The organism is Corallincola platygyrae, from assembly GCF_039544265.1.
Classification (GTDB): domain Bacteria; phylum Pseudomonadota; class Gammaproteobacteria; order Enterobacterales; family Neiellaceae; genus Corallincola; species Corallincola platygyrae.
In genome coordinates, this window is the sequence record NZ_BAABLI010000013.1 from 43,959 (window position 1) to 70,300 (window position 26,342).

25 protein-coding genes are annotated in these 26,342 nt (G+C 50.2%); 14 read left to right on the top strand and 11 right to left on the bottom strand.

Going from position 1 to position 26,342, the window contains the following annotated elements; genetic code table 11:
* Positions 1 to 43: 43 nt before the first annotated feature.
* On the bottom strand, positions 44 to 184 hold the full coding sequence (locus tag ABEA14_RS10925; RefSeq protein WP_345340036.1) for a hypothetical protein: 141 nt from the start codon (positions 182 to 184) through the stop codon (positions 44 to 46).
* A 234-nt stretch (positions 185 to 418) separates the two neighbouring features.
* Between ABEA14_RS10925 and ABEA14_RS10930 the strand changes: the two genes are divergently transcribed.
* The 10 genes from ABEA14_RS10930 to ABEA14_RS10975 all read left to right on the top strand — a co-directional run bounded on the left by ABEA14_RS10930 (position 419) and on the right by ABEA14_RS10975 (position 8,635).
* Positions 419 to 1,033 (top strand): LysE family translocator, encoded by a 615-nt coding sequence (locus tag ABEA14_RS10930; protein WP_345340037.1) that lies wholly within the window; start codon positions 419 to 421, stop codon positions 1,031 to 1,033.
* A gap of 120 nt (positions 1,034 to 1,153) precedes the next feature.
* Positions 1,154 to 2,407 carry a serine hydroxymethyltransferase gene (gene glyA / locus ABEA14_RS10935; protein WP_345340038.1) on the top strand — a complete coding sequence of 418 codons (1,254 nt, stop codon included), beginning with the start codon at positions 1,154 to 1,156 and terminating at the stop codon, positions 2,405 to 2,407.
* 188 nt (positions 2,408 to 2,595) lie between these two features.
* On the top strand, positions 2,596 to 3,057 hold the full coding sequence (gene nrdR / locus ABEA14_RS10940) for a transcriptional regulator NrdR (protein ID WP_345340039.1): 462 nt from the start codon (positions 2,596 to 2,598) through the stop codon (positions 3,055 to 3,057).
* Positions 3,058 to 3,102: 45 nt separating this feature from the next.
* Entirely contained in the window at positions 3,103 to 4,221 is a 1,119-nt protein-coding gene (gene ribD / locus ABEA14_RS10945; RefSeq protein ID WP_345340040.1) for a bifunctional diaminohydroxyphosphoribosylaminopyrimidine deaminase/5-amino-6-(5-phosphoribosylamino)uracil reductase RibD, read from the top strand.
* A 24-nt stretch (positions 4,222 to 4,245) separates the two neighbouring features.
* A complete protein-coding gene (locus ABEA14_RS10950; protein WP_345340042.1) occupies positions 4,246 to 4,911 on the top strand; it encodes a riboflavin synthase in 666 nt (221 codons plus the stop codon).
* Between the two features lie 168 nt (positions 4,912 to 5,079).
* Positions 5,080 to 6,189, top strand: a complete 1,110-nt coding sequence (gene ribBA, locus ABEA14_RS10955) for a bifunctional 3,4-dihydroxy-2-butanone-4-phosphate synthase/GTP cyclohydrolase II (RefSeq protein WP_345340043.1) — start codon at positions 5,080 to 5,082, stop codon at positions 6,187 to 6,189.
* Between the two features lie 85 nt (positions 6,190 to 6,274).
* Positions 6,275 to 6,739 (top strand): 6,7-dimethyl-8-ribityllumazine synthase, encoded by a 465-nt coding sequence (gene ribH, locus ABEA14_RS10960; RefSeq protein WP_345340044.1) that lies wholly within the window; start codon positions 6,275 to 6,277, stop codon positions 6,737 to 6,739.
* Positions 6,740 to 6,750: 11 nt separating this feature from the next.
* On the top strand, positions 6,751 to 7,167 hold the full coding sequence (gene nusB, locus ABEA14_RS10965) for a transcription antitermination factor NusB (RefSeq protein WP_345340045.1): 417 nt from the start codon (positions 6,751 to 6,753) through the stop codon (positions 7,165 to 7,167).
* A gap of 10 nt (positions 7,168 to 7,177) precedes the next feature.
* Positions 7,178 to 8,158, top strand: a complete 981-nt coding sequence (thiL, locus tag ABEA14_RS10970; RefSeq protein WP_345340046.1) for a thiamine-phosphate kinase — start codon at positions 7,178 to 7,180, stop codon at positions 8,156 to 8,158.
* A 3-nt stretch (positions 8,159 to 8,161) separates the two neighbouring features.
* On the top strand, positions 8,162 to 8,635 hold the full coding sequence (locus ABEA14_RS10975; RefSeq protein ID WP_345340047.1) for a phosphatidylglycerophosphatase A family protein: 474 nt from the start codon (positions 8,162 to 8,164) through the stop codon (positions 8,633 to 8,635).
* A 66-nt stretch (positions 8,636 to 8,701) separates the two neighbouring features.
* Here the strand turns inward: ABEA14_RS10975 and ABEA14_RS10980 are convergent, their stop codons facing one another.
* The 10 genes from ABEA14_RS10980 to xseB form a co-directional block, all read right to left on the bottom strand.
* Positions 8,702 to 8,923, bottom strand: coding sequence for a hypothetical protein (locus ABEA14_RS10980; protein WP_345340048.1), 222 nt, complete (start codon positions 8,921 to 8,923; stop codon positions 8,702 to 8,704).
* 72 nt (positions 8,924 to 8,995) lie between these two features.
* A complete protein-coding gene (locus ABEA14_RS10985; protein ID WP_345340049.1) occupies positions 8,996 to 14,227 on the bottom strand; it encodes a response regulator in 5,232 nt (1,743 codons plus the stop codon).
* Positions 14,228 to 14,417: 190 nt separating this feature from the next.
* The gene (locus tag ABEA14_RS10990; protein WP_345340050.1) at positions 14,418 to 14,729 is read right to left on the bottom strand and encodes a cupin domain-containing protein; all 312 of its coding nucleotides are present in this window, start codon (positions 14,727 to 14,729) and stop codon (positions 14,418 to 14,420) included.
* A 13-nt stretch (positions 14,730 to 14,742) separates the two neighbouring features.
* Positions 14,743 to 15,300, bottom strand: a complete 558-nt coding sequence (locus ABEA14_RS10995; protein WP_345340051.1) for a GNAT family N-acetyltransferase — start codon at positions 15,298 to 15,300, stop codon at positions 14,743 to 14,745.
* Positions 15,301 to 15,319: 19 nt separating this feature from the next.
* A complete protein-coding gene (locus ABEA14_RS11000) occupies positions 15,320 to 15,709 on the bottom strand; it encodes a VOC family protein (protein WP_345340052.1) in 390 nt (129 codons plus the stop codon).
* Positions 15,710 to 15,720: 11 nt separating this feature from the next.
* A complete protein-coding gene (locus ABEA14_RS11005; RefSeq protein ID WP_345340053.1) occupies positions 15,721 to 16,176 on the bottom strand; it encodes a nuclear transport factor 2 family protein in 456 nt (151 codons plus the stop codon).
* A gap of 371 nt (positions 16,177 to 16,547) precedes the next feature.
* Entirely contained in the window at positions 16,548 to 16,940 is a 393-nt protein-coding gene (locus tag ABEA14_RS11010) for a hypothetical protein (protein ID WP_345340054.1), read from the bottom strand.
* A gap of 156 nt (positions 16,941 to 17,096) precedes the next feature.
* A complete protein-coding gene (gene dxs, locus ABEA14_RS11015) occupies positions 17,097 to 18,980 on the bottom strand; it encodes a 1-deoxy-D-xylulose-5-phosphate synthase (RefSeq protein ID WP_345340055.1) in 1,884 nt (627 codons plus the stop codon).
* 33 nt (positions 18,981 to 19,013) lie between these two features.
* On the bottom strand, positions 19,014 to 19,889 hold the full coding sequence (gene ispA, locus ABEA14_RS11020; RefSeq protein ID WP_345340118.1) for a (2E,6E)-farnesyl diphosphate synthase: 876 nt from the start codon (positions 19,887 to 19,889) through the stop codon (positions 19,014 to 19,016).
* A 2-nt stretch (positions 19,890 to 19,891) separates the two neighbouring features.
* On the bottom strand, positions 19,892 to 20,140 hold the full coding sequence (gene xseB / locus ABEA14_RS11025) for an exodeoxyribonuclease VII small subunit (protein WP_345340056.1): 249 nt from the start codon (positions 20,138 to 20,140) through the stop codon (positions 19,892 to 19,894).
* 329 nt (positions 20,141 to 20,469) lie between these two features.
* Between xseB and pomA the strand changes: the two genes are divergently transcribed.
* The 4 genes from pomA to ABEA14_RS11045 all read left to right on the top strand — a co-directional run bounded on the left by pomA (position 20,470) and on the right by ABEA14_RS11045 (position 26,342).
* Positions 20,470 to 21,237, top strand: coding sequence for a flagellar motor protein PomA (gene pomA, locus ABEA14_RS11030; RefSeq protein WP_345340058.1), 768 nt, complete (start codon positions 20,470 to 20,472; stop codon positions 21,235 to 21,237).
* A gap of 10 nt (positions 21,238 to 21,247) precedes the next feature.
* On the top strand, positions 21,248 to 22,186 hold the full coding sequence (locus ABEA14_RS11035) for a flagellar motor protein MotB (protein WP_345340059.1): 939 nt from the start codon (positions 21,248 to 21,250) through the stop codon (positions 22,184 to 22,186).
* Positions 22,187 to 22,299: 113 nt separating this feature from the next.
* Positions 22,300 to 23,757 (top strand): tRNA uracil 4-sulfurtransferase ThiI, encoded by a 1,458-nt coding sequence (thiI, locus tag ABEA14_RS11040; protein ID WP_345340060.1) that lies wholly within the window; start codon positions 22,300 to 22,302, stop codon positions 23,755 to 23,757.
* A 44-nt stretch (positions 23,758 to 23,801) separates the two neighbouring features.
* Positions 23,802 to 26,342, top strand: coding sequence for a bifunctional diguanylate cyclase/phosphodiesterase (locus ABEA14_RS11045; protein ID WP_345340061.1), 2,541 nt, complete (start codon positions 23,802 to 23,804; stop codon positions 26,340 to 26,342).

Genomic DNA, 26,342 nt, shown 5'->3' on the forward strand with positions numbered 1-26,342 from the left:
GTGGGCATCCAGCCCCGAGCTTCTGTAATTGAGAATCTGGCACCTAGAATTCTTTGGTGTAGACGGATTCACCAGTGATGTGTGAGGGCTCTCCAGCCATCAGATTGATTAGCAAGCCGGTGATCAATAAGCCGCAAAAGCCGCTGCCAAGTAGTGCCAGTGTTGCTATCAGTGCTTCAAACATGGGCGCTCTCCTGTTGTTCTCTGCATCCAGAAACAAGCAGAAGCCAGGCCAGTCTTTGTTTTTATCCCGTCTACGCTATGTAACCTGTTGAAAGCTTTTTGATTAAAGTTTGTTCATGGCTGTTTTTGAGTAGGTTCTCTGCGGCCAACTTTTCGCTTATTTCATGGATTGCTATTTTTTGGTGATCCATTATGGTTCGCGCTTTGGTTCTATTCCGTATAACGGGCCGAGAAAATGATGTCCCTGACCGCGTGGTTTTCTGTCTTTTTAATCTGTTTGTTGGGCGCGGCTACGCCCGGACCAAGCCTGGCCATTGTGATGCGGAACTGTGTTCACCGCAGTCGTACCCATGGCTTGGTGGCAAGCTGGTGTCATGCATTAGCTATCGGTCTTTATGCTTTGGCAGCCATTTTGGGGTTGGGGTTGGTGATTCAAAAGTACCCCACAGTGTTTCAGGGCATTATGTATCTCGGCGCAGCCTACCTGGTCTGGTTGGCGAGTAAGGCGCTAAGAGCAGGCAAGAGTGGATTTAGTCTTGAAAAGAACGGCGACCCAGAGCCGCTAACAAAAGCAATGGTTGAAGGTTCTACCATTGTATTTCTCAACCCCAAGATAGCGCTATTTTTCACGGCGCTGTTCAGCCAGTTTATCTATCCAGATATGCCTTGGCAGGTGGTGGCTATTTTAGTTGCAACTGTCACCATTGTTGATGGTTGCTGGTATACCCTGGTCTCTCTGGTGCTTTCCCACCATGGCTTACTGCCATGGTTGCAGCGTCATGGTCACTGGATAGATCGCATCACGGGCGTGGTATTTTTGCTGGTCGCCGTGCGGGTTGTACTGCAATAACTGCTTTGTTTGAGGTCAATTAAGCGACAATAACTAGGCATTAAGTCAGTCTCAGGGTAAAATACGCCGCCTTAAAACCACCAGTTAGTCCATTTTTTATGGCACCCGCCAGGAGAAACCATGCTCAAGCGTGATATGAATATTGCCGATTTCGATCCTGAACTGTGGCAGTCGATGACCAACGAAGTTGCACGTCAGGAAGACCACATCGAACTGATTGCGTCTGAAAACTACTGCAGCCCACGAGTACTTGAAGCACAAGGCTCTCAGCTGACTAACAAGTACGCTGAAGGTTACCCTAACAAGCGCTACTACGGTGGTTGTGAGCACGTTGATGTATCAGAGCAGCTGGCTATCGACCGCGCATGTGAACTGTTCGGTGCGACTTATGCGAACGTTCAACCTCATGCTGGTTCTCAGGCCAACGCGGCTGTTTTCCAGGCTTTGCTGCAGCCAGGCGATACCGTTCTGGGCATGAGCCTGGCACACGGTGGTCACCTGACTCACGGCTCTCACGTAAACTTCTCAGGCAAGACTTACAATGCAGTCCAGTACGGCATCAATGATGATGGCAAGCTGGAGTATGAAGAAGTTCGCAAGCTGGCACTTGAGCACAAACCAAAGATGATCATCGGTGGTTTCTCTGCCTACTCAGGTATCCTGGATTGGGCTAAATTTCGTGAAATCGCTGACGAAGTAGGTGCTTACCTGTTCGTAGATATGGCTCACGTAGCTGGTTTGGTTGCTGCGGGTCTCTATCCTAACCCTCTGCCTCATGCACACGTTGTGACTACTACAACTCACAAGACGCTGGCTGGCCCTCGTGGCGGTCTGATCCTGTCTGCGTGCAATGACGAAGATATCTATAAGAAGCTGAACAGTGCCGTATTCCCTGGTGGTCAGGGTGGCCCTCTGTGTCACGTGATCGCTGCTAAAGCGGTGGCTTTCAAAGAAGCACTGCAGCCAGAGTTCAAAGAGTATCAGAAGCAGGTTGTTGCCAACGCGAAGACCATGGCGAAAGTGTTCATGGAGCGTGGCTACAAGATCGTTTCTGGCGGCACTGATAACCACCTGTTCCTGGTTGACCTGATCGATAAAGATATCACGGGTAAAGACGCTGATGCGGCGCTGGGTAAGGCTCACATCACTGTGAACAAAAACTCTGTGCCAAATGATCCGCGCTCACCTTTCGTGACCTCTGGTCTGCGTATCGGTACACCGGCTATTACTCGCCGTGGCTTCACTGATGCTGATGCTGCTGATCTGGCCGGCTGGATCTGTGACGTGTTGGATAACATCGAAGATGAAAGCGCAATCGCTGCCGTTCGCGGTAAAGTAGAAGCGATCTGCAAGCGTCTGCCTGTTTACGCTTAATTCTTTAGCGCAAACAAAGCACTAGCTGGTCACCCTTACACGGGGTGGCCAGTTTTTTTATACCCAAAACGCTTCGCGGGGCACGCTGTGTACAGGATGTACGGTATGCCGCGGGTGCATGGAAGGACAGGAGCGGCTGCAATTTACGGCCAGAGTTGCTATGGTGGGCGGATGCCCGAGGAGAGCCTATGCATTGTCCATTCTGTTTTGCCCCTGACACCAAAGTTATCGACTCCCGTTTAGTCGCTGATGGTAGCCAGGTACGCAGGCGTCGTGAATGCACTAATTGCCACGAACGATACACTACGTTTGAAACTGCTGAACTGGTGATGCCACGACTGATTAAGCGTGATGGCAGCCGAGAGCCGTTCAATGAAGATAAGCTGCGCAATGGCTTGTTGCGAGCTGTTGAAAAACGCCCTGTTAGCGCAGAACAGCTTGAGCAAACTGTCGCTGATATCAAGTCTAAGCTGCGCGCCACCGGTGAACGCGAGGTTGGCAGTAAGTTTGTTGGCGAACTGCTGATGGATGCACTGAAAAAACTCGATAAAGTGGCTTATATCCGTTTCGCTTCGGTTTATCTCTCTTTCGAGAGCATCGGTGAGTTTGAAGACGCAATCGCTAAACTAAGCAACAACCATACGAGCTAGCGTGCCTGCTAACTCGTAGTTTCTATCTGACGCAAGAGTTCTAACATGTCTCAATTCAGCGTTGATGATCATCGCTATATGCAACGCGCTATTTATCTGGCGGAAAAAGCGCTCTTCACCACGTCACCCAACCCCAGGGTCGGCTGCGTCATCGTCAAAGATGGCGAAATCGTTGGCGAGGGTTATCACAAACGCGCAGGACAAGCACACGCAGAAGTGAATGCACTAGCCGCGGCCGGTGAAAAAGCCGTTGGCGCTACCTGTTATGTCACCTTAGAGCCATGCAGCCATTATGGCCGCACGCCGCCCTGTGCTGAAGCGCTGGTGCATGCGGGTGTCCATGAAGTGATCATGGCGATGGTTGATCCTAATCCGCTGGTAGCGGGTAAGGGCATTGGTTTGCTGGAAGCCTCTGGTATTCGGGTACGATATGGGCTGCTGGAAGCGCAGGCCAAGGCGCTTAATCCCGGCTTTATCAAACGAATGCAAACAGGCATGCCCTATGTCCGCTTGAAAATGGCTGCAACGCTAGATGGACGTACCGCACTAAGTAACGGTAAAAGTCAGTGGATCACAGGGCCAGACGCCAGAGCCGATGTCCAGCATTGGCGGGCCCGTAGCTGTGCAATTTTATCCGGTAGCGGTACGGCACTGATTGATAACCCATCGCTCAATGTAAGGCCAGAGCAGTTGTCGGAGCCCTATCCAGGGGACGTTCGTCAGCCTGTTAGAGTGATTGTCGATGGTCGCGCTCAGCTGACACCAGATTTGAAGATGTTTGATCTGCCCGGTGATATTTGGGTTGCACGTAAAGACGGTGCTGAGTTATGTGAATGGCCTGCACAGACTGACCAACTGGCGATTACAGAATCAAACAACAAGCTGGATCTGAGGGTATTGATGGCCACGTTGGCGAAGCGTGAAATCAATGAGATTTGGGTCGAAGCTGGCAGCCGCCTGGCTGGTGCACTGATTGATGCCAAACTGGTAGATGAATTTATCCTCTATCTGGCGCCCAAATTAATGGGGAATAGTGCACAAGGCTTGTTGGGTTTGTCAGAATACACTGAGATGAACCAGTTGCCTGAATTGGTATGGCGAGATGTGCGCCAAGTGGGGGACGATATTCGTATTATTTCCCAACCCATTGCGCCCAGCCCATAGTGAATAGAAAAGCAGATCTAATTTATGTTTACAGGAATTATCGAAGCGGTAGGTCATATCCGTCGTGTTCAGCCCAAAGGCGCTGATGTCACGCTTGAGATCGCGACCGGCAAACTGGATCTCTCGGATGTGAAGTTGGGCGACAGTATTGCCTCGAACGGCGTTTGTCTTACCGTGGTATCGCTGACCAGCGACAGTTTTTCGGCTGATTTATCAACGGAAACACTGTCTCGAACCGGTTTTAGTCAGCTCGGCAAAGGTGCCAAGGTTAACCTGGAAAAGGCCGTCACACCGACCACGCGCTTAGGTGGTCATTTAGTCAGTGGTCATGTCGACGCACTGGCAGAAGTGGTGAGCCGCGAAAGTGTAGGCCGAGCCATCGAGTTCTGGCTGGAAGCACCTGCGCATCTGGCCCGTTACATCACCGAGAAAGGTTCTATTTGTGTGGATGGTATCAGCCTCACTGTGAATGCGGTGGATGGTGCGCGGTTCAAGCTCACTATCGTGCCACATACCGCAGATGAAACGACGATCCAATCGTTCCAGGCCGGTACCAAGGTGAATCTGGAAGTAGACCAGATCGCACGCTATCTGGAGCGATTGATGATGGGTGATAAAGTGGCTGACAGCCACAGTGATAGCCAGGGAGTGTCGCTGGAAAGTCTGGCGCGTGCAGGTTTTCTCAAGTAGACATCCCTGAAATCGTAAAATTGCATGAGCAGATCATTGAATTAGGCTTGTGTAACCCCATTTAATGGGCAGTGCATTCTTTCTTTGTATTCCCTTGTTGGTATCGACAGGCCCTGATACCAGCGGTACTCGATAATCGAGTCTCAAAATAATAAAGGCAGGCATCTAATGGCATTAAACAGCATCGAAGAGCTGATTGAAGATATTCGTCAGGGCAAGATGGTCATCCTGATGGATGATGAAGACCGTGAGAACGAAGGTGACTTCGTGATGGCCGCGGAAAAAGTGACGCCAGAAGCGATCAACTTTATGGCAACTCATGGTCGTGGTTTGATCTGCCTGCCGATGGATAAGAAGCGCGCCATGCGCTTGAACCTGCCGCTGATGGTAGACAACAACAATGCTCAGTACTCAACGGCATTTACCGTCTCTATCGAAGCCGCCGAAGGGGTAACTACCGGTATTTCAGCTGCAGATCGCGCCAAGACAGTACAGGCTGCGGTTGCTCCTGATGCCCATGCCAGCGACTTGGTTCAGCCGGGTCATATTTTCCCATTGATTGCCGAAGAGGGCGGGGTTCTGACCCGCGCCGGGCATACCGAGGCCAGTTGCGATCTGGCCCGGCTGGCAGGCTTTGAATCGGCGGCCGTGATCGTAGAGATCCTGAATGAAGACGGCACCATGGCTCGTCGTCCTGAGTTGGAAGTACTGGCGAAGAAGCAGGGTATCAAGATGGGTACCATTGCTGACCTGATCGAGTACCGTAACCTGAATGAAACCACCATTGAGCGTGTTGCTCAGTGCCACTTGCCAACCGCCTACGGCGAATTCGAGCTGATTACTTACCGCGATATCATTGATGACCAGCTCCATTTTGCCTTGGTCAAAGGTGAAGTATCACCCGACGAACCAACGCTGGTGCGTGTGCATCTGCAGAGTTTTATGAATGACATTCTGCTGAGTGATCGTGCGGCGACACGTAGCTGGCCACTGGAAAAAGCGTTTTCGAAGATTTCAGAAGAGGGTGGGGTGATTGTGTTGCTCGGACGTGAGGAGAGTAACGAAGAGCTTTTGGCCCATCTGAAAACCTTTGAAAAAGAGGATAAGGGTGAGCAGCCGGCGGCAGCCAAGTGGCAGGGAACCTCTCGCAGAGTAGGTATTGGCAGCCAGATCCTGGCGGATCTGAATGTTCACAAGATGCGTTTATTGAGCTCGCCGAAGCGTTATCACGCCTTGGCAGGCTTCGGTTTAGAAGTGGTGGAATATCTACCAGAGTAAATTCCCGACATGACCCGGTGTTGTGCTATCATTACGCGGTTTTTCTGCCGGTCACCCGGGTCATCTATCTTTTTAAGGAAGATCCATGAAAGTAATTGAAGGCGCTATTGCAGCTCCCAACGCGAAAATCGCGATTGTTATCTCGCGTTTCAACAGCTTTATCGTAGAAAGCCTGCTTGAAGGCGCGGTCGACACGCTGAAACGTGTGGGTCAGGTATCTGACGACAACATCACTGTTGTACGTGTGCCAGGTGCTTATGAACTGCCACTGGCAGCCAAGAAAGTTGCTAACAAAGGTGAGTTTGACGCCATTATCGCACTGGGTGCGGTTATTCGTGGCGGTACACCTCACTTTGATTACGTGGCCGGTGAATGTAATAAAGGTCTGGCTCAAGTGTCTCTGGACTCAGAAATTCCAGTCGCATTCGGTGTACTTACCACTGATACCATCGAGCAGGCTATCGAGAGAGCTGGCACCAAAGCAGGCAACAAAGGTGGCGAAGCTGCCATGGGTGCCCTGGAAATGGTGAACGTGCTTTCTGCGATCTAATTGGAGTTACCGTGAAACCTATTGCACGCCGTAAGGCAAGACGCATTGCGTTGCAAGCCATCTACCAGTGGCAAATGACCAACGACAGTATTGCTGACATTGAATTGCAGTACGTCACTGATAATGATCCGACACAGGTAGATTTTGACTACTTCCGCGATCTGCTGAGTGGTGTATCTTCTCGCTTGAGCGAGCTGGACAATAAACTGGGCGATTTTGTTAGCCGCCCATTTTCTGATGTTGACCAGATCGATAAAGCGATTCTGCGCCTGGGTGCATATGAGTTGCTGCATCGTAACGATGTGCCATACCGCGTAATCATCAATGAGGGCATTGAACTGGCAAAAGCGTTTGCCAGCGACGATAGCCACAAATTCATCAACGGTGTGTTGGATAAGTTAGGCAACAGCCTGAATCGTCCGGGATAATCCGAGAAACATGACTGAGTTTGAACTGATCGCCCGGCACTTCGCCGGGCGTGGCGCAGGACGTAAAGACGTGCTGCTTGGCATCGGCGATGATGCCGCCCTTCTGGAAGTACCAGAGTCTCACGCCCTCGTAGTTACCACCGATACCCTTGTATCCGGTGTGCATTTCCTCCCCGATGTTTCTCCCCATGCTCTTGGCCACAAAGCGGTCGCGGTAAATCTAAGCGATTTGGCGGCAATGGGTGCAGAGCCGGCATGGATGTCATTGGCGATCACCTTGCCAGATAGTCGCCATGACTGGCTGGATGCGTTTGCGCATTCGGTGGCCGATATATGCGAGTACTACGGCGTATCTCTTATCGGTGGTGATACCACGCGTGGACCGCTTTCAATCACCATGACCGCGCAGGGCTTGGTTCAGAAAGACAAAGCAATGAAACGCAGTGGTGCCAAACCGGGTGACTGGCTCTATGTCACAGGCACGCCTGGCGATGCCCGTCGAGGTTTGGAACTCCTGCAAACGCCTAGAGCTGAAATCACTGAGTCTGCAGATGTGAGGGACGCATTGGAAAAACGATTGCTGTATCCCACACCTCGTGTCGCAGCTGGCCAGTCTTTAAAGGGGTTAGCCTCTGCTGCGATCGATATTTCTGATGGCTTGTTGCAGGACCTACAACATATGACATCTGCGTCTCGCTGTGATGTGGAAGTCATATCAGAGCAGCTGCCTTTGTCTGCTGCATTAAAAGCCAGCGTGCCAGATCATCAACGTCTCAAGTATCAGCTCGCTGGTGGTGATGATTACGAACTACTGTTTGCCGTGCCCGAAGAGAGCCGTGGCTCTGTGGATACAGCACTTCAGCACTTTGCGGTACCGTTCACCTGCATAGGCCGCTTTAAGCCTGGCAGAGGTGAAGTGGTGGTGACCTGCGGTGGCGAGCCACTATCAGAGCAATGGCAGGGGTGGGACCCATTTAGGGATAACGACTGAATTATGTCGAGTGCACAGTTTAATCTCAAAGATCCTGTACACATCTTAGCGACTGGCTTTGGCTTAGGGCTCGCTAAAAAGGCGCCAGGCACCTGGGGAACACTTGCGGCATTCCCATTCTACTTCTTGATGCTACCTTTGGCTGACTGGCTATATCTGGCAATTGTGGCCGTGATGGCGATTGTCGGCATCTGGATCTGCGGTAAAACCAGCGACGACTTGGGTGTGCATGATCACGGTGGCATCGTCTGGGATGAAGTGGTCGGCATGCTCATCACCCTGTTTTGGGTGCCCGTTCAGTGGCCCTGGATCCTGGCCGCATTTGTGGCGTTTCGCTTTTTCGATATTGTTAAGCCCTGGCCTATCCGTTGGCTCGATAAGCGCGTATCCGGCGGCTTCGGCATTATGATTGATGATGTGATCGCAGGTGTGTTTGCCTGGGGTGTGTTGCAGGTGGCACTTATTTACTTGGGCTAGATTTCGCACATAAAAAAACAGAGGCTGAAGCCTCTGTTTTTGTTTTTAACCCGCTAAATCGAGTGACTACTTGCTGGAAAATGATTCTAGGGCTGCCGCATAGGCCTCGTGTATTTCCTGCTCAAGGCTGCGCAATGCCTCTCTGAGTTCAGGAATATCACGCGCTTCACCAAAACGTTCTACCATCGCTTCGGTCAGGTGAGAATTGGGCTCGCAAACCTCATGGATCGCTTCGGCAATGCGGCTTTCCTTGCTACTTTGCTTATTTGGTGACGCCGTTACTTCCATACGAATCTCCTCAATTACTCCTTTAACTTATAGCATCCGGAGCAGGATTTCGAGCAATAGCAGCATTAACTTTTACTCAAGCCGTGACACTAATTTGTTCAGCGCTGTTTGCGCTTCATCGTAGTCATAGCCTTCGACAAATTTTTGCAGCTCTCGGGCCTCGCTCTTAAGTGGACCATTTTCTAACGCTGATACGATCAGATCGCAGGTTTCATTGGCCGTCAATTCATAGTTCTCTATTTCGTTTGCTAACTGTTGGAGCAAGCTTGTGAGCTGTTCGCTATCGATAGGCGCGTTATCAGCGAGCACCGCATCTCGATCGGCATTGTCCTGAACGGATTCCAGCGCTTTGGTGATGGTCTCTATGGTGCTGTTTAGGACCTTTTTTGCATTTTCAAGCAGGGGGTTAACCTTTCGCAGCAGTTCGGTTGGCTCACTCTCTTCACGCTCATTTGATTCCCGCAATGCCTGTTCAAGCTCGCTAGCCGCCTTGGCCAGTTGCTCTGCACCGATATTACCGGCCAAGCCTTTGAGCGTGTGTGAAGTACGCTCTGCGGTCTGGGTATCACTCTGCTCTATTTCCGTTTCTATTCGCTCAATCGAATCTTGTTCTGTTTCGATAAAGCGTTGCAGCATCTTCACGTAAGTATTTACGCTACCAGCCATTCGGGCGAGTGCACTTTCAGTATCGAAGCCTGGCAGGTCTGGTACATCAGTTGGAGTCTCTGATTTATCTCCACCTTCCGATTGTTTGTCCAACCCGGAAGTATCGAAGTCTCTCTGTTTTACCCACTTCAATAGCGCTGTGAAAACTTCGTTTGGCTCAATGGGTTTGGCAAGGTGGTCATTCATGCCCGCAGCAAGACACTTCTCTCTGTCGCCACTCATGGCGTTTGCAGTCATCGCAATGATGGGCAGAGACTGGTATTTCGGGTTTTCACGAATGATTCGGGTAGCGGCGTAGCCATCCATGACTGGCATCTGCACATCCATAAGTACAGCGTCATAATCCGCTTGTGCCAGCATATCTAAGGCAATCTGGCCATTGTCGGAAACATTGACGCGCAGGCCTACCAGTTCCAGAAGTTCAACCGCTATTTGTTGGTTTATATCGTTGTCTTCGACCAAAAGAATATTTGCCCCTCGTATCGGAGCTACCGCATCAGGATCCAGTTTATGCTCTTGTTGAGCTGGTGCGGTGGCACCTTCTCGGCCAAAGGCGTACATAATGCTATCGAGCAGTGTTGAGACGGTAATGGGTTTAGTCAGGCTGCCATCGAGCACTAAATCGCGAGCCTCTTCCTGCATTTCATCACGGTCGAACGCCGTTATCATGATCACTTTGGGAGGCCGCGCCAATGCCTCATATTGCTGCAGGGTTCTGACCATCTCAACACCATCCATGGTCGGCATTTTCCAGTCAGCAAGCACCAGTTGGTAAGGTGTCTGCTTAGTGTCGGCGAGTCTTATTTTTTCAATGGCTTCTTCGGCGGATGAGGCCAGGTCAGCATGCAAGCCTATTTCTGTTGCCATCGCGTAGAGGATTTCCCGCGCTGCGGCACTGTCATCCACGATCAACATTGGCATCTCACTCAGATCGGCGATCTGGTAAGCCACGGCTTTTTCGTGCTGTTCAGAAAGGCCAAACTGGGCGGTGAAATAGAAGGTGCTACCTTTCCCGTGTTCGCTTTCCACCCATATCTCGCCCTGCATTAACTCCGCCAACGATTTACAGATCGCCAGCCCCAGGCCGGTACCGCCATGAGTGCGGGTGGTTGATGCGTCTGCCTGGCTGAAGGATTGAAACAGTTTTGCCATCTGTTCCTGGGTCATTCCAATGCCAGTATCCTGCACAGAGAACTGCAGCATGGTTGAGTCATCGTCTGAGCTTAATGGCGCTATTCGGATGATGATTTCGCCTTGTTCGGTAAACTTGATCGCATTATTGGCAAGGTTGATGAGTACCTGACCTAAACGTAGCGAGTCGCCGATAAGATTCAATGGCAGTTCCGGCGCAAGGTCGATAAGCAGTTCCAACCCTTTCTCTTTGCTCTTCACTGAAATGATCTGAACGACCTGATCAATGGTGTCTTGCAGGAAAAATGGCGCTTGCTCCAGTTCCATTTTGCCCGCTTCAATTTTTGAAAAGTCGAGAATGTCATTGATGATGCCGAGCAATGAGTTGGCCGACCCATGGATCTTGTTGACGTAGTCTTTTTGTTTGCGATTTAGATCGGTTTGCAGTGCTAGGTAGCTGATACCAATAATCGCATTCATGGGCGTACGTATTTCATGGCTCATATTGGCAAGAAAATCACTCTTAGCTCGGGTCGCCTCTTCGGCCGCTTCCTTCGCCATGGTTAACTCACGTTCAGCCTCTTTGCGAGCGGTGATATCTCGGATCATGCCAGTATGGATCTCGCTGTCTCCCAACTGCGAATGGCTGATGGCAACCTCCATATCAAACTGCTGACCATTTTTTCTTACGCCGACAGTCTCGACAACGGAGTCATGTAGTGTGCTATCCGGTTGTGGTTGTGTACCTGCAGGAGAATTGGGTAGATGGAAGGGAGCGTCCATCAAAAGAGTCAGTGGCTGTCCCTTTGCTTCTTTAGCGCTGTAGCCGAAAATCGTTTCGGCAGAAGGGCTGAACTCTATGATTTCTCCTTCACTGTCTACCACGACGATGCCATCTGAGGCGTTTTCTATAATTGATTGAGTACGGGCTGAGGTGTGTTTGAGTTCGTGAGTGCGTTCCTCAACCAATACTTCGAGTTCAGCTTGAGAGCGTGATAGGGCTTGCGTTGCACGTTTACCTAATGCCAGAGTGAACAGAGTACTGCCGAATATCAAGAAAAGAGCAGCGCTGAGAATGCCGTATACTGTTGTCTCAAATAGCGCAAACTGTTCAAATGATTCTGCGACATCGACTTCGGTTACTAGACCTAAGCTCAGCTTGTGGTCCCATTGCCAACTGCCTACCACCATTACCCCGCGATAGTCTCGATAGCCATTCAGGTCCGTGCCATTAATGAACTTAGTCAGTTCTTTGGCCATTTTTGTCAGCGGCCAATTTGCCTGCTCGCTAAAATCTGCCTGGGATTTACTTAGCTCTGTGCCGGGGTCGGCTATTCGCAAGTTCAACACGGGGTCTTTCCCCGCTTCAATTAGACCAAGGTCTCTTACTTGCTGAGTAAAGCGCAGTCTGGAAAGTAACAAGCCTTGTTTATCTATGGCGTAGGTTTCACCGCTCTTACCGGTAAAGCCAGCTGAGAGGACTTGGGAAAACTTCCCTTCAGGGTTAATGCGCTTGGTCAGAATCGCGATCACTTCGCCTTGTTTGGTCACCGGAGAAGCGAAAAACATGGTGGGTGGATTTTTGTCACTTCGTGATTCCAGTGCCACGTCGGAGCGAATCGGTGGTATGAAAACGCTTTCGCCATTCAGCACGCGTTCCAATAGCTCGGGACGCCGCTGACTGATGAAGTTTATGGTGCCGACGTTAGTATCGCGTTTGGAGGCCAGGCTTATCATTTCTGGGGAAATAATAAAGAATCCCATTCTGCCGAAGTTATCCTGAATTTCTTCGAAGAAGCGTCTGGCATCTCGTTGCGCCATTGCGTTGACTAGGGAGGATTTGTCTTTTGGTGTTGCGAGTAAATCCTCGGTAATTGCCACCATCTTTGGACTTCTGGCAATAATCTCCAACGTACTGATCTCGTCTTCCACCCAACTGTTCAGGCGCTGCTGGGTCGATGTAATCAACGATGTGAGGTTGTATTCGATACTATCAAATGTCTTCGCTTTGACTCGCTGAACATAATTGTTGGCGATAGCGAACAATAGAATCGACAGGATCACCAAAATGGCCAGGGCGAAGTATTTAAACTTCTTAGAGCCAAATCTGGCCGCAAACTTATACTCATCTGCGCCTAGTGTCAGCCGGGTAATTGCCGCGCCAAAGATCGTCAAAGCTACGACTAAGGCAGCGATTATCCATATCGGCTCCAGCTCTAAGACACCGGTTTGTTGTCCGGCATTCGCATTTTCTTCTGGTGGGCGTATCCAATCTTGCTGGGTTTCAAGGAGATCAACCGCAGAGATGGACGCAATCGATTTTTGTAGTATCTGATGGAGAATCGGTTCTGTTTTGACTGAATACAGGTGGATTAACGAGGGAGGGATCGCGTCTTCATCAAGTGCGCGTATTCCTACTATTTCGCGTGCTTTAATTCGGTCTTCAATGATGAGTTCTGCGTCAATGATCGCGTCGACTTCACCCGTGGTAAGCAGATTGATGGATTCTTCAATGTGCTCGGTGGAGACAATCTCTATGTTGGGGTAGCTCTGTGCGACTTTTGTGTTAGTGATGTAACCCTGAGGGATAGCCACGCGAGCGAAGGACAGGTCGTCATTGGATTGAAGGTCTACACGCTCGTCCAGTACGTAAAACAGCTCTCGTATTTTGAAGTAAGGAGCTGAAAAGAAGCCGTTTTCTTCACGCTCTTCACTGTAATACGTAACCGGGAGTAATTCGATGTTGCCTTGGTTAAACTCCGACAGCAGAGTGTTCCATTCGCCAGAGACGATTTCGAATTCTAAACCTGAGCGTTTGCTTAACTCTTGAAGCAAGGTACCTGCTAAACCTGCGACTTGGCCATTGTCGATAAAAACGATAGGTGGCCAGTGCTCAACGCCGATACGAACAACATTGTTTTCGATCCATGCTTTTTCTTCTTCAGAAAAACGAAGGATGTCGCTGTTCAGTTGGTTTTCTTCCTGCTTGTATCGTGCCGCAGCCTCCAGCGCTGCAATGTACTCGAGCAATGAGTTCATATATTGCGCTTTGTACTTTCGGTATTCGGCACTGTTTATCAGCGCCATTGCGGCTTGGTGTTGTTCGCTTTGAACAAGTGAAATGGCACGTTTTTCCATTTCGACAAGTGCGTTATTTGCACCATCTATTCGCTTGATTATTTGGGTGTTTTGCTTCTTTGGGTTAGCAAGCAGTTGCTTGATAATGGTGTCTAGATGTGGTTCATTTTCGGTATAACGGGTCAGCCATTTAGGATCGCCTGTAAAGGCGTAACTGAGTACGGAAGAGGTGAGTACTTCATCCAGATATTTAAGTTCAATGGCAATGGTTTGAAGGTCGGTAACGGTGAGGTTTGAGCCTTCAGTTAGCTCAGTTGAGGTATCACTGTCAGCAGAGGTTGGAAGTGAGCACAGTGACAATACAAGCACCATTACGATGCCGATACACTCAATGAAGTGACGACTAATGGCTTTATTCGCCTTGAACATAGATGGCTGGCCTCAACCTAAAAAAACGAACATCTTTTTCAAAAACATCAGACAGTTGTAGCTCGTTTCAGTCTAGCTACATAGTTTAGCTTGTGCTAGATGTGAGGTGGATTTAACAATCCGGCTAATGGAGATAGCTTAGGCAGGCTGGCGCAATGTGGGCGAGGTAGTTGAAACCATACCTACCAATTCAATAGAAAATGGCCAGCCAGACGGTCACTTCCTCTGGTGCTGTTGCTATGACTTTGTGCTTCTCATGCGCTTTGATGTTGATATAGTCGCCTGGATTTAGGGTAATCTTTCTACCATCTTCAAACTCAAGCACACCAAACCCTGATAACACCATAACCCATTCGTTTTCACTTTGATCATACCAACCCGACTTTGGGGAAGAATGGCCCTTGGAGACGATGCGTTCAATACGTAAAAACTCTGTGGTGAGGAGATATTGAAAAACCTCTTCAGACAGCTCTTTTGGGATATCATCAAACAGGTTTGCCATGCTCCTCTCGCCTTTACCAATAGATAGGATCGGATAAAGCTTCGACGCAGCGACAAGCTCCCGATACGTTTGTTATCGCTGTCTCGGTGAGCGATTGTCCTAGCCAACCATGAGGGTAGGAGAGGGGGACTGGTGGCACAATCTTTTTATCTGAGACCGGCTCGAATCCTACTTTGCAGTAGAAATTAGGATCTCCGTAGGTCAGCACCCATTCAGTGCCATTTTCTTTAAGCACATCCAACCCGTATCTAATCAGTGCCTGGCCTATACCTTGACCTTGGAAATCAGTATGTATTGCGACAGGTGAAAGAATATAAGCAAGACTGTCGTCCCCAAAATCCAGCTGGCTGAAAAAAATCGAGCCGACGATCTGGCGCTTATGCTCCGCGACAAAATTGAATAGCTTATCCGGTGGGGTTTTATCGAACATATCTTTGGCAAGCCCGCCGATTAAAGCCCCCTCAGTCTCACCTTCAGATGCGGAAAATACAGCTTTGAAGAGCGCGGCAATGGCGTCTTTGTCTATTGCTGAACCAGTGGTTGTATCAGAAGCTGTGGCGCGATAAATCATATGTTCTCTCTTCTGGTGTTTATTCAGCGCTATGGCAGACAACACAGATCTTATTGCCGTCAGGGTCTGTGAAGTAAGCGCCATAGTAATTGGGGTGATAATGAGGGCGCAGGCCGGGCCTGCCTTGGCACTTGGCACCATCACCAATGGCTTGCTGATAAGCTTGGTCAACCATCGCTCTGTTGTTGGCATTGAATGCGACCATCTGGCCATTGCCAGCGCTATGGGGGTCGCCATTGTATGCTGTCCCCAAGATAAACAGTGGCCTGTCATCTTGGCCGTGCCAGGCCGCCCAGGGTTTGGAATCATCACAAAACTTAAGCTTCAGCCCCAACAACTTCATCAGTGATGCATAAAATCGAAAGCTGACAAGAAAGTCGTTTGTGCCAATGCAGATATGAGAAATCATGTGTGTTCCTACTATTTGGTTGATACCTGCTTTCGGGTGTCATGCATCTGCCAAAGTACATTGAGCACCTTCCATTGGCCTTCTGCCGTCTTGTATAGGTGCATGTAGTCAATCCAGTCATCGACGGTAAGTTTGGCTGAAGCGACACGTTGGTCGATGTCGAAAATGTCTATCTCTACACGAGGCGAAGCGGAAAATCGGCTGCCGTCTCGGTTATATCTACCTGCCAATTCAATCATGTAGTCGTAGCTGGTTTCCATCACAAATTCATTGCCCTGCTTATCTTGCCAATAGGTTCGCTTGGCCAACGCTCTATCCAGTGCGCGTTCCATTAATGCAGGATTCACCTGATGTTGTGATTCGATGTAATCAAATATCGCTCTTTCAATGGCGATAGCATCTGGGCTTTTGGCAAACACAGGACACTGGAGGGCCAAAAATACTGCGCAGGTGATAATTCGCAACATAACTTGCTCCGTAGTAGATATGATAGAGGCTGGTACCGACGTTGCCGAACAAACCCATCCCAATGATTGTCATCAACTGTTGCCCGGTAAGGTATTGCTGAGGATAAAACCATAACTCACTTTTAGCGCTAAGCATGCCTAACCAGATAACCGGAGAAACAGGTCGTTCGAATGCGCGGACCATGCCATTGCTTCGAGCCATACAGGTGGGAAAAGCAGCATGGGGCCACATCACCTTATAAGTGTGAAGACGATTTTAAAGCGAAGAACCTTTGAGAGGTGATTCATTTTAACGCCTGAAAGAGTTCAGCATGAAAATCGAACTAGCTTTCACAATATGAGCGTAAAACAGAACAACTAGGTTGTAAGGACTATTTTGTGGAGCAATCCCAACCTTGATGCTCAGCTAGGTAACGTCGTATGTAAAAGTTGTAATAGGTGGCGTATTGAATAGCAATAGCGTTTAGTTTGGCTTCTTCATAACTCGCTCTTGTGTCGGATGTGCCGTTTATTGGGTTGATATCTGTGTAATGGACACATGCGTTAGGGATGCCTGGCGCAGAGACTGAGTAACCATAGACACCTCTGAATCGGTAATCGCCGTCAGCAATTGCGGTACTGGCCTCTTTTGCCGGATCAGCAGTATAAAGCCAACCTAACGATTCCTTTACTCTGGCTTCTGTGTCTGCATCGTTAGAAACGTACTCGATACGGGCACACGCTGTGAGCAGCAATGGCAGTGTTAGCAAAAGTACTTTATTCATGTGGGGCAGCCTCTCCCTGCTTTTGCTTTGGGAGTTTCATCAACGGGGGCTCTATGATCAAGAAGCTTGTTTCGCGAAACTACTAAGATGCGATCGAACGCAATAAAAAAGCCGCCTGATTTAAGGCGGCTTTGTTAACTCTGCAATGAGCAAGGATTAGCGTTCGCAGTAATCGCGAATACTGTTGGTTATGCCTTCGCCATCAAGGCCAAGCTCGGCAAGGATCTCTTCCTGACCGCCATGCTTGATGATTTCATCCGGCAAGCCCAGATTGAGCACGGGTTTGCACTGTTTGCTGCTCATCAGGTATTCATTAACCGCAGAGCCTGCGCCACCCATAATGACGTTGTCTTCCAACGTTACCAGCACATCATGTGTGGCAGCCATCTGGTCGATAATGGCAGTATCCAGAGGCTTGATAAAACGCATATCGACAACGGTCGCATCCAGCTCTTCGGCGGCTTGTTTTGCCGCGGAGAGCAAGGTACCGAAGCTAAGAATGGCAACGCTGCCAGTGGCGGTATTGCCGCTGCCTTCTCTTACCGTTCTCGACTGGCCTAACGGCACGGCTTTCATCTCTTTCTGCAACTCAACGCCGGGACCCTGACCTCGCGGATAGCGCACTGCAGCAGGTTGCTGCAGGGTATGGCCGGTGTAGAGCATCTGGCGACATTCGTTTTCGTCAGATGGCGCCATGATCACCAGATTCGGGATGCAGCGCATAAAGCTCAGATCGTAAGCGCCCTGGTGAGTTGGACCATCGGAGCCGACAACACCTGCACGGTCTATGGCGAACAGCACTGGCAGGTTCTGAATGGCCACATCGTGGACCAACTGGTCGTAGCCACGCTGCAGGAAGGTGGAATAGATGGCAACCACCGCATTGTAATCTTCACAAGCGAAACCTGCTGCCAGCGTCACCGCATGCTGTTCAGCAATGGCCGTATCGAAATACTTGTCAGGGTGCTCCTGACTAAAGCGGACCATGCCTGAGCCTTCACGCATAGCAGGGGTAACAGCGAGTAGTTTGTCATCCTGTTCTGCCATATCGCACAACCAGTCGCCAAATACTTTCGAGTAGGTTGGGTGGCCGGGGGTGGACTTGGGCAGTTGAGCTTCGTCGGGATTAAATTTAGGTACCGCATGATAACCAATGGGGTCATTCTCGGCAGGGGCATAACCCTTACCTTTTTTGGTCATCACATGAAGAAGCTGAGGGCCTTTCAGTTGACGCATATTGTGGAGGGTCTCCACCAGTGCATCAACGTCGTGACCATCGATAGGGCCGATATAGTTAAAGCCTAATTCTTCGAAGAAAGTCCCCGGCACAACCATGCCTTTGAGATGTTCTTCGGTGCGTCGAGCCAGCTCTTTAATCGGTGGCAAACCAGAAAGAACCTTTTTGCCGCCTTCACGGATGCTGGTATAGAGGCTACCGGAGAGCACGCGGGCAAGGTGGTTGTTAAGTGCACCCACGTTTTCTGAAATCGACATCTCGTTGTCGTTCAATACCACCAGCATATCCGGGTCGATATCACCTGCGTGGTTCATCGCCTCGAATGCCATGCCGGCAGTCATAGCGCCATCACCGATGACGGCGACGACTTTGCGACCCTGCTGTTCTCGTTCTGCAGCAATGGCCATCGCCAGTGCCGCACTGATTGACGTAGAAGAGTGGCCTACACCTAAGGTGTCGTATTCGCTTTCGTCACGCCATGGGAAAGGATGCAGTCCATCTTTTTTCTTGATGGTTTCCATCTGGTCACGACGGCCGGTCAGGATCTTGTGAGGGTAGGCTTGATGGCCGACATCCCAGATCAGGCGATCGAAGGGAGTGTTGTATACATAGTGCAGCGCTACAGTCAGTTCGACTGTGCCCAGACCGGAAGCAAGGTGGCCCGCGCTTTGGCTTACCGAAGCCAACAGGAAGCGGCGCAGTTCATCACACAGCTGAGTCAGCTGCTCTTGTGACAGCTCTCTGAGATTGGCTGGCAGTGGTGCCTTTGCCAGTAGTGGATAGTCGTTGATATCGACACTCATCTTATTGTTCTTATCTTCTTTAGCGAATCTACGTTAGCGAGAGCGCTGCACGACAAAGCGCGCAAACTCGGCCAAATTATCGGAATTGTACGGCAATCCCGACAGGGCGTGTAGTGCTTCTTGGAGCTGGCGCTCCGCCTCAGCTATCGCGCCTTCTAAACCGAGAATGGCTGGATATGTACTCTTATTCAAGTCGGAATCCGATCCTTGCGGTTTTCCCAGCGTTTCGGTGTCGCTGGTGACATCCAGAATGTCATCCTGGATCTGAAAAGCCAGACCGATGGCACTGGCATATTTATCCAGTGCTCGTTTTACCTGTTCAGATGCGCCACCAACGGTTGCGCCCATGCTGACTGCTGCACGAATAAGCGCACCTGTTTTTAGCCTGTGAACGGTGCGCAGCTGGTCAAACGAAATCTCAGAATCTGTCGCTGCGATGTCCATGGCCTGGCCACCACACATGCCAAGATAACCACTAGCCTGTGCCAGTTGTTGGGTCAATGCAAGCCGACATTCAGCGGAGAGCTGTTCCGCCTGGCTTAGGGTCTCAAATGCCAGTGTTTGCAATGCGTCCCCAGCCAGAATTGCCGTCGCTTCGTCAAATGCGATGTGGCAGGTTGGCTGACCACGGCGGAGTTCGTCGTTATCCATGGCGGGAAGGTCGTCATGGGTCAGTGAATATGCGTGGATATACTCAATGGCCGCGGCTGCTGGCGCAAGTTGTTCATCGCTCGCACCAAGCATTTTTCCCGTGGTGTATACCAGGTAGGGCCTGACTCGTTTGCCACCCAACAGAGCCGCATGGCGCATGGCCGCTTTCAGTTCAGGCGCAGAATCGGGGAGGGCGGCAAGCTGCTGCTCGATAACCGCATTAATGGTTTGCTGACGCTGAGTGAGCTGCTCTGAGATATTCACGCGATGGTGTCATCCTGTGGCATGTCGACCAGCTGCTCACCCTCAGAGGTTTGCATCAGAATTTTCACCTGCTGTTCTGCATGTTGCAGCTTTTGCTGACCGGCACGACTCAGAGAAACACCACGCTCAAACTGCTTTAGTGCTTCTTCCAGTGGCAGATCGCCCTGTTCCAGATCGCCAACGATGGTTTCCAGCTCGTCCAGAGTGGCCTCAAACGTCATATTTTCTGGTTTTTTTGCAGCCATGCCGACTCCTCATGATTTCAGGCGGCAAAGGTACCCCAGCACTGATTTAGGGTCAATTTGTTAACGATAATTGCCTGTTCGACGATTAGTATAGAGTTGCTAAAAGAGTTATCTAGCCTGAGCCAGTGATCTGCGTTCAGCATTTGTTATAAAAAAGCTAACGCTTATTCAATCTGGGACGATAATAAAAAAGTGGAGCAAAACAGTTGGTTGTGATCGCCAATTTTGTGGGCTGGTCCTTTGCCCTGTTAACAAGGCGCCGCTATCATAGTCGGCATATTACTGCGCCTTAAAGGCGGCTCTGAACAGATAAACGACGGGAGTGATGAGTGGATCTGGCAACGCTGATAGGCATTCTGGGCGCATTTGGTTTTGTCGTCATGGCCATGATTCTGGGTGGCGACCTGGGGATGTTTTTCGACGTACCGTCGGTACTGATCGTTCTGGTGGGTTCAATGTTTGTGGTGATGATGCAGTTCAGCATCGGCCAATTTTTTGCCGCATTGAAGATCACCGTTAAAGCCTTCATGTTCAAGTTGGAAAAGCCTGAAGACCTGATTGAAAAAGCAGTCGAAATGGCGGATGCCGCCCGTAAAGGTGGCTTTCTGGCGTTGGAAGAGGCTGAAATCAGCAACTCTTTTATGCAGAAAGGGGTCGACATGCTGGTGGATGGTCATGACGCTGAAGTGGTACGTGATACCCTGCAAAAAGATATTCAAATGACCTCGTCACGCCATGAGTTTGGTGCCAGCTTCTTTAAAGCGCTCGGTGACGTAGCGCCCGCGATGGGAATGATCGGTACCTTGATTGGTCTGGTAGCCATGTTGTCTAACATGGATGACCCGAAATCCATTGGGCCTGCGATGGCGGTGGCGTTGCTGACAACGCTCTACGGTGCGATCCTCGCGAACATGGTGGCGATCCCAATTACCGCGAAACTTAATCTGAGAGCTGAAGAAGAGAAGCTTAACCGCAAACTGATTCTGGATGCGGTTTTGGGGATTCAGGATGGACAAAACCCTCGGGTAATCGAAGCGCTTCTGAAGAATTATCTTGCCGAAAGCAAGCGCCAAATCGATACCACCGGTGGTGAGTAAGGGTTAAGCCATGGCTGATTCTGACGAAGAGCATAAATGCCCGCCCCCCGGCCTACCCGCCTATATGGGTACGTTTGCCGATTTGATGTCACTCTTGATGTGCTTCTTTGTTCTGTTGCTGGCGTTCTCAGAGATGGACGTTATGAAGTTCAAGCAGATTGCTGGCTCAATGAAGTTCGCTTTTGGTGTGCAGAACCAGATTGAAGTGAAAGACATTCCCAAAGGCACCAGTGTTATCGCACAGGAGTTCCGCCCTGGTCGCCCGGACCCGACGCCCATTGAAAATATTCAGCAGCAAACCGTTGAGGTCACCCAGCAAACCCTGGAGTTTCAGGCGGGAGACGAAGACTCTGCCGGTGGTCGACTTAAGCAGCGTGGTGATGCCCGTGGCGGTGCCGCCGACTCTACTTCTACAGATGCAACGCCAGCGACCCCCACAGAAGCGGAGGCAGCTAATCAGGAACAGCTAGAAGAGCTGATGAAACGTTTGGCTGAGCAGTTGGAAGAGCAGATTGAAGACGGTGCATTGGAGCTGGAGGCTCTGGGCCAACAGATCACAATCCGTGTGAGAGAGAAGGGTTCGTTCCCCAGTGGCTCAGCATTTTTGCAGCCACAGTTTCGACCTATTATTCAGAATATTGGTAAGTTGCTGAACGAAGTGCCCGGCATTATTACGGTGTCAGGTCATACCGATAATCAACGTATTAGCTCTGAGCTGTATCGCTCCAATTGGGACTTGAGTGCGCAGCGAGCGGTGGCCGTTGCCCACGAAATGGTTAAAGTCCCAGGCTTTGACGAACACCGTTTAGTGGTTGAAGGCCGTGCCGATACTCAGCCGTTGGAGCCCAACAAAACAGTGGATAGCCGGCGTCGTAACCGCCGCGTGGAAATATCCATCATTCAAGGAAAGAGCAAACTGTCTGACGAAATCGGCGTCAATGGTCCTTAGCTCAGCTTTCTAAATTGTTAAAAATAGTGGCGGGCCTGTCGGCTCGCCATCTAGCCTCTGCTTGCGCTATACTCCGCGCATTTCGTAGTTGATATTACAGGCCCTCCGCGCTCATGCGATTTATCGTTAAATTGTTCCCCGAAATCACCATCAAAAGCCGCTCTGTCAGATTGCGCTTTTCTAAGATCCTGCAGTCGAATATCCGCAATGTGCTCAAGCGCATCTACGAAGGCACCAAGGTTCGGATGGAGTGGGACAAGATGGATGTGCTTTGTGATGGCGCAACGCCAGAGCAAGCGGAGCGATTGATCGAAGCGCTTAAGTGCACCCCCGGCATTGCCCACTTCCTGCAAGTTCAGGAGTCAGAGTTCACCGATGTTCATAACATATATGAGCAGGTGCAGGCTGTCTGGGGTGACAAACTTGAGGGAAAAACCTTCTGCGTCCGTGCTCGTCGTATCGGCGATCATGATTTTAGTTCGCTTGAAGTGGAGCGTTATGTCGGTGGTGGTCTGAACCAGCACAGCAATACTGCTGGGGTGAAATTGAAAAATCCCGATGTCACTGTGCGCGTCGAAATTGAAAAAGATAAGTTGTTTATTGTGACTGCAACTCACCCGGGCTTGGGAGGCTTCCCTATTGCGACCCAGGAAGACTTGCTGTCATTGATTTCCGGTGGTTTCGATTCCGCTGTTTCCAGTTACATGATGATTAACCGCGGTAGCCGGGTGCATTACTGTTTCTTCAATCTTGGCGGTGCGGCCCATGAGATTGGCGTAAAGCAGATGGCGTACTACCTGTGGGACAAGTTTGGTGCAAGCCATCGAGTGAAGTTTGTCAGCGTACCTTTTGAACCGGTTGTTGCCGAGATCCTAGAGCGGGTTGATAACGGCCAAATGGGTGTGATCCTGAAGCGTTTGATGATGCGTGCCGCCAGTCAGGTAGCGGATCGTTTTGGTATTCAAGCGCTGGTAACCGGTGAGGCGTTAGGTCAGGTATCCAGTCAGACGCTGACCAATCTGCGTGTAATTGATGGGTCAACCGACCAACTGATTCTGCGTCCACTGACGGCGTACGATAAGCAAACCATTATCGATATTGCACGCAAGATTGGTACTGAGCAGATCTCCATTACCATGCCAGAGTATTGTGGTGTGATCTCCAAGAGCCCGACTGTAAAAGCAGTGCTGTCTAAAGTCGAAGCTGAAGAAGCTAAGTTATCGCCAGATCTTATCGATAAAGTGATTGAAGCCGCAATCGTTGAAGATATTCGCGATATTGGTCGGGCGACCGCGCAAGAGGTTGATGAAGTTGAATTGGCAGCGGCGCTGGATGACAACGCTGTTGTTCTCGATATTCGAGCGCCAGAAGAGGAAGAGGAAGATCCGCTTGAGATTGAAGGCGTTGAAGTTGAAGTCCTTCCTTTCTACAAGCTCGGTACTCAGTTCGGTGACCTCGACCAAGCTAAGACTTATCATCTATATTGTGCCAAAGGTGTGATGAGCAAACTGCAAGCCCTCTATCTCCATGAGCAAGGCTTTGTTAATGTTAAGGTTTATCACCCAGAGTGATGCTGATAACTCAGCATCATCATCAAGGATAAAGATAAGCCTATATGCGTGTAGATAATCATCACTTTACGAACCTGGACGATGCGTTAGGGCAACTGGCGCATTGGCAGGTGGTCAGTGATGATAGTGCCCAATACTTGATACAGGTGTTTGCCGCGCTGCCTACAGGCGATGCTCGTGCACTCGCTTCTGAGTTGAAGCGAGTGTTTCCGCACAGTGTCGTGCTGGGAATGAGTACCAACAATGGGCTGTGTCTTGGCAAACTGTTCGAGGCCCCGATTGTTGTCTCGTTGCTCAGGTTAGAGCATACACAACTCGTTGGTGGGCTGCATACCATCTCACCTGAAACCGCTACCTCCGATGTCAACGCTTTGGTCAAAGAAGTTCATCGGCAGGACTGCAAAGCGATTATCAGTTTTGCTCACGGTATTGATGCCTCGCATCAGCATATGTTTGCAGGTGCTCGAGAGCATTGCTCTGTGCCGATCGTCGGTGGTATCGCCGATCATTCTAAGGAGGCGCAGGGGCCTTGGGTCATGCTAGATACCCATGTCTCCGCCAATACCATTGTTGCTGTCACGTTGAATTCTCAGCAGCTGCAGGTTTGGCAACGCGCATTTCTTGAGTGGATACCCATAGGTCGGGAAATGACGGTCACGCATTCCGATGGCCACCGACTGTATTCGCTGGACAATGAGCCGGTCATTGAGGCATACAGCCGTTACTTCAGTGTTGACGGGCATTGTCAGTTTGAAGTGTGCCAGGATTTTCCAATCTACTGCAGAACACAGGGCGATATGGTCTACAGTGCGCCGGTTTCACTTTATGAAGACGGCAGTATGCAGATGACGGAAGTGCTGCCGCAGGGAGAAAAGGTCCAGTTCAGCTATTTCCATCCTAACCTGTCAAAAAGCCGTATTCGTGAAGAGTTACGCGGAATGCACGAGCAACTGCCTGAAGCTATCTTCCTCTACAACTGTGCTTCCCGGGTGTTTAATGGTGATGGTTCAATTGAAGAGGAAGTGGAAGTTTTCGAGCAGTTGGCACCAAGTGCGGGGGCCTATTGTTTCGGTGAGTTTTCCGCAGAGCCTGAACAGCGCATTGCCCATCACAGTGTGACTTATCTGGGGTTAGCTGAGACGCCGAGAACGCGAGCAGTCGATCAACCCGAATTCAGTCAACATCGTCCTGTTGATCGCAGTTTGAGCCCATTGTTTTCGCTCATCAACCAAGCGTTTATCGATTTGGCGCAGCTCAATGCCAACTTGGAGCAGCAGGTGGGTGAGAAATCGAGAGCCTTAATCAGCAGTATTCAACAGCATCGTTTGACCGGGTTGCCTAACCGCAGCCAAATGAACACTCAACTGGCGCCCTACAAAAAACTCAGGGGCATCGTGGTCATCAAGCTATGTAACCTGGGTTGGATTAACCATGGTGCGGGTGACCACTTTGGTGATCAGGCTGTTACCTGGGTCGCTCATCAAATAGACCAATTCTGTGAGCAACGCTGGGGCAATGACTACGTGTTGTTACAACTCAGCAGCAGTGAATGGCTGCTGGCTGTTTGCTGCCAAACTTCGCAAAAGGCGATGCGCAGCGATTTGATAGAGTTAATTTCAGGAATTGAATCCCAACGATGTCCTCTTAGAAAAGGCCGGGAACTGCACCATACCAATGTGGTTTTGAAGGCGGGCGTCGCGGTTCAGTCAAACGGCCTAATGCCGCAATCAGAGGTGAAACTCAATCGGTTGCTGCATCGGGCAAAGCAAGCCCGACGTGATGCACTCAGTGGCAACCAGGTTGTCTGCTTCTATCGACCAACCGATACGCTGATTGCCGACCCATCACAGGCGATGATGGCCATCGAAATTGTCAAAAATGCACTAGAGCAAGGTGGCGTGGAGATTTTTGGCCAGCCGATCTTTGAGCAGGGCACCAGGCAAATCGCATCCGTTGAGTGTTTGGTTCGGATCCGTGATGGAGAAGGGTTCCTGCCTCCTGGGATTTTTCTTCCCGCAATTAGTCAGACCAATCTTTACAGTGAGCTTAGCCGGGAGATCATCCGACTGAGTATTGCCCAAATGGATAGTCAGGGCTTGCGATACAGTATTAATGTTGCTCCTCAGGACCTGTTTAATGATGAGACCTTTGCTTGCCTGCTTGCGCAAATCAAGGCTGCAAAACAGCCTGAGTTAATCGGTATTGAAGTGCTGGAAAGTGAGCAGATCCGAGACTACGAAGCATTCGCTAAAAAGCTCAGCCAGCTCAGCGAGTTGCATGCGAGAGTCATTATTGATGACTTTGGCTCCGGCTATTCAAACCTGAATGAAATCCTTAAGCTCAAGCCACAGATCGTTAAGTTAGACGGCTCGTTAGTTCGCGATATGGATACTGATCCGCAACAGCGCTTGATGGTGGAGCATTTCAATAATCTTTGTCAGGCCATGAATATTCGCACCACGGCTGAGTTTGTTCGAAACCAAGCTATCTGTGAGATCGTCGAATCTATCGGTGTCGACTATCTGCAGGGGTTTTATCTGGCAGAGCCACAACCACTTGCTCAGTTGCTAGAGCAATATACATAG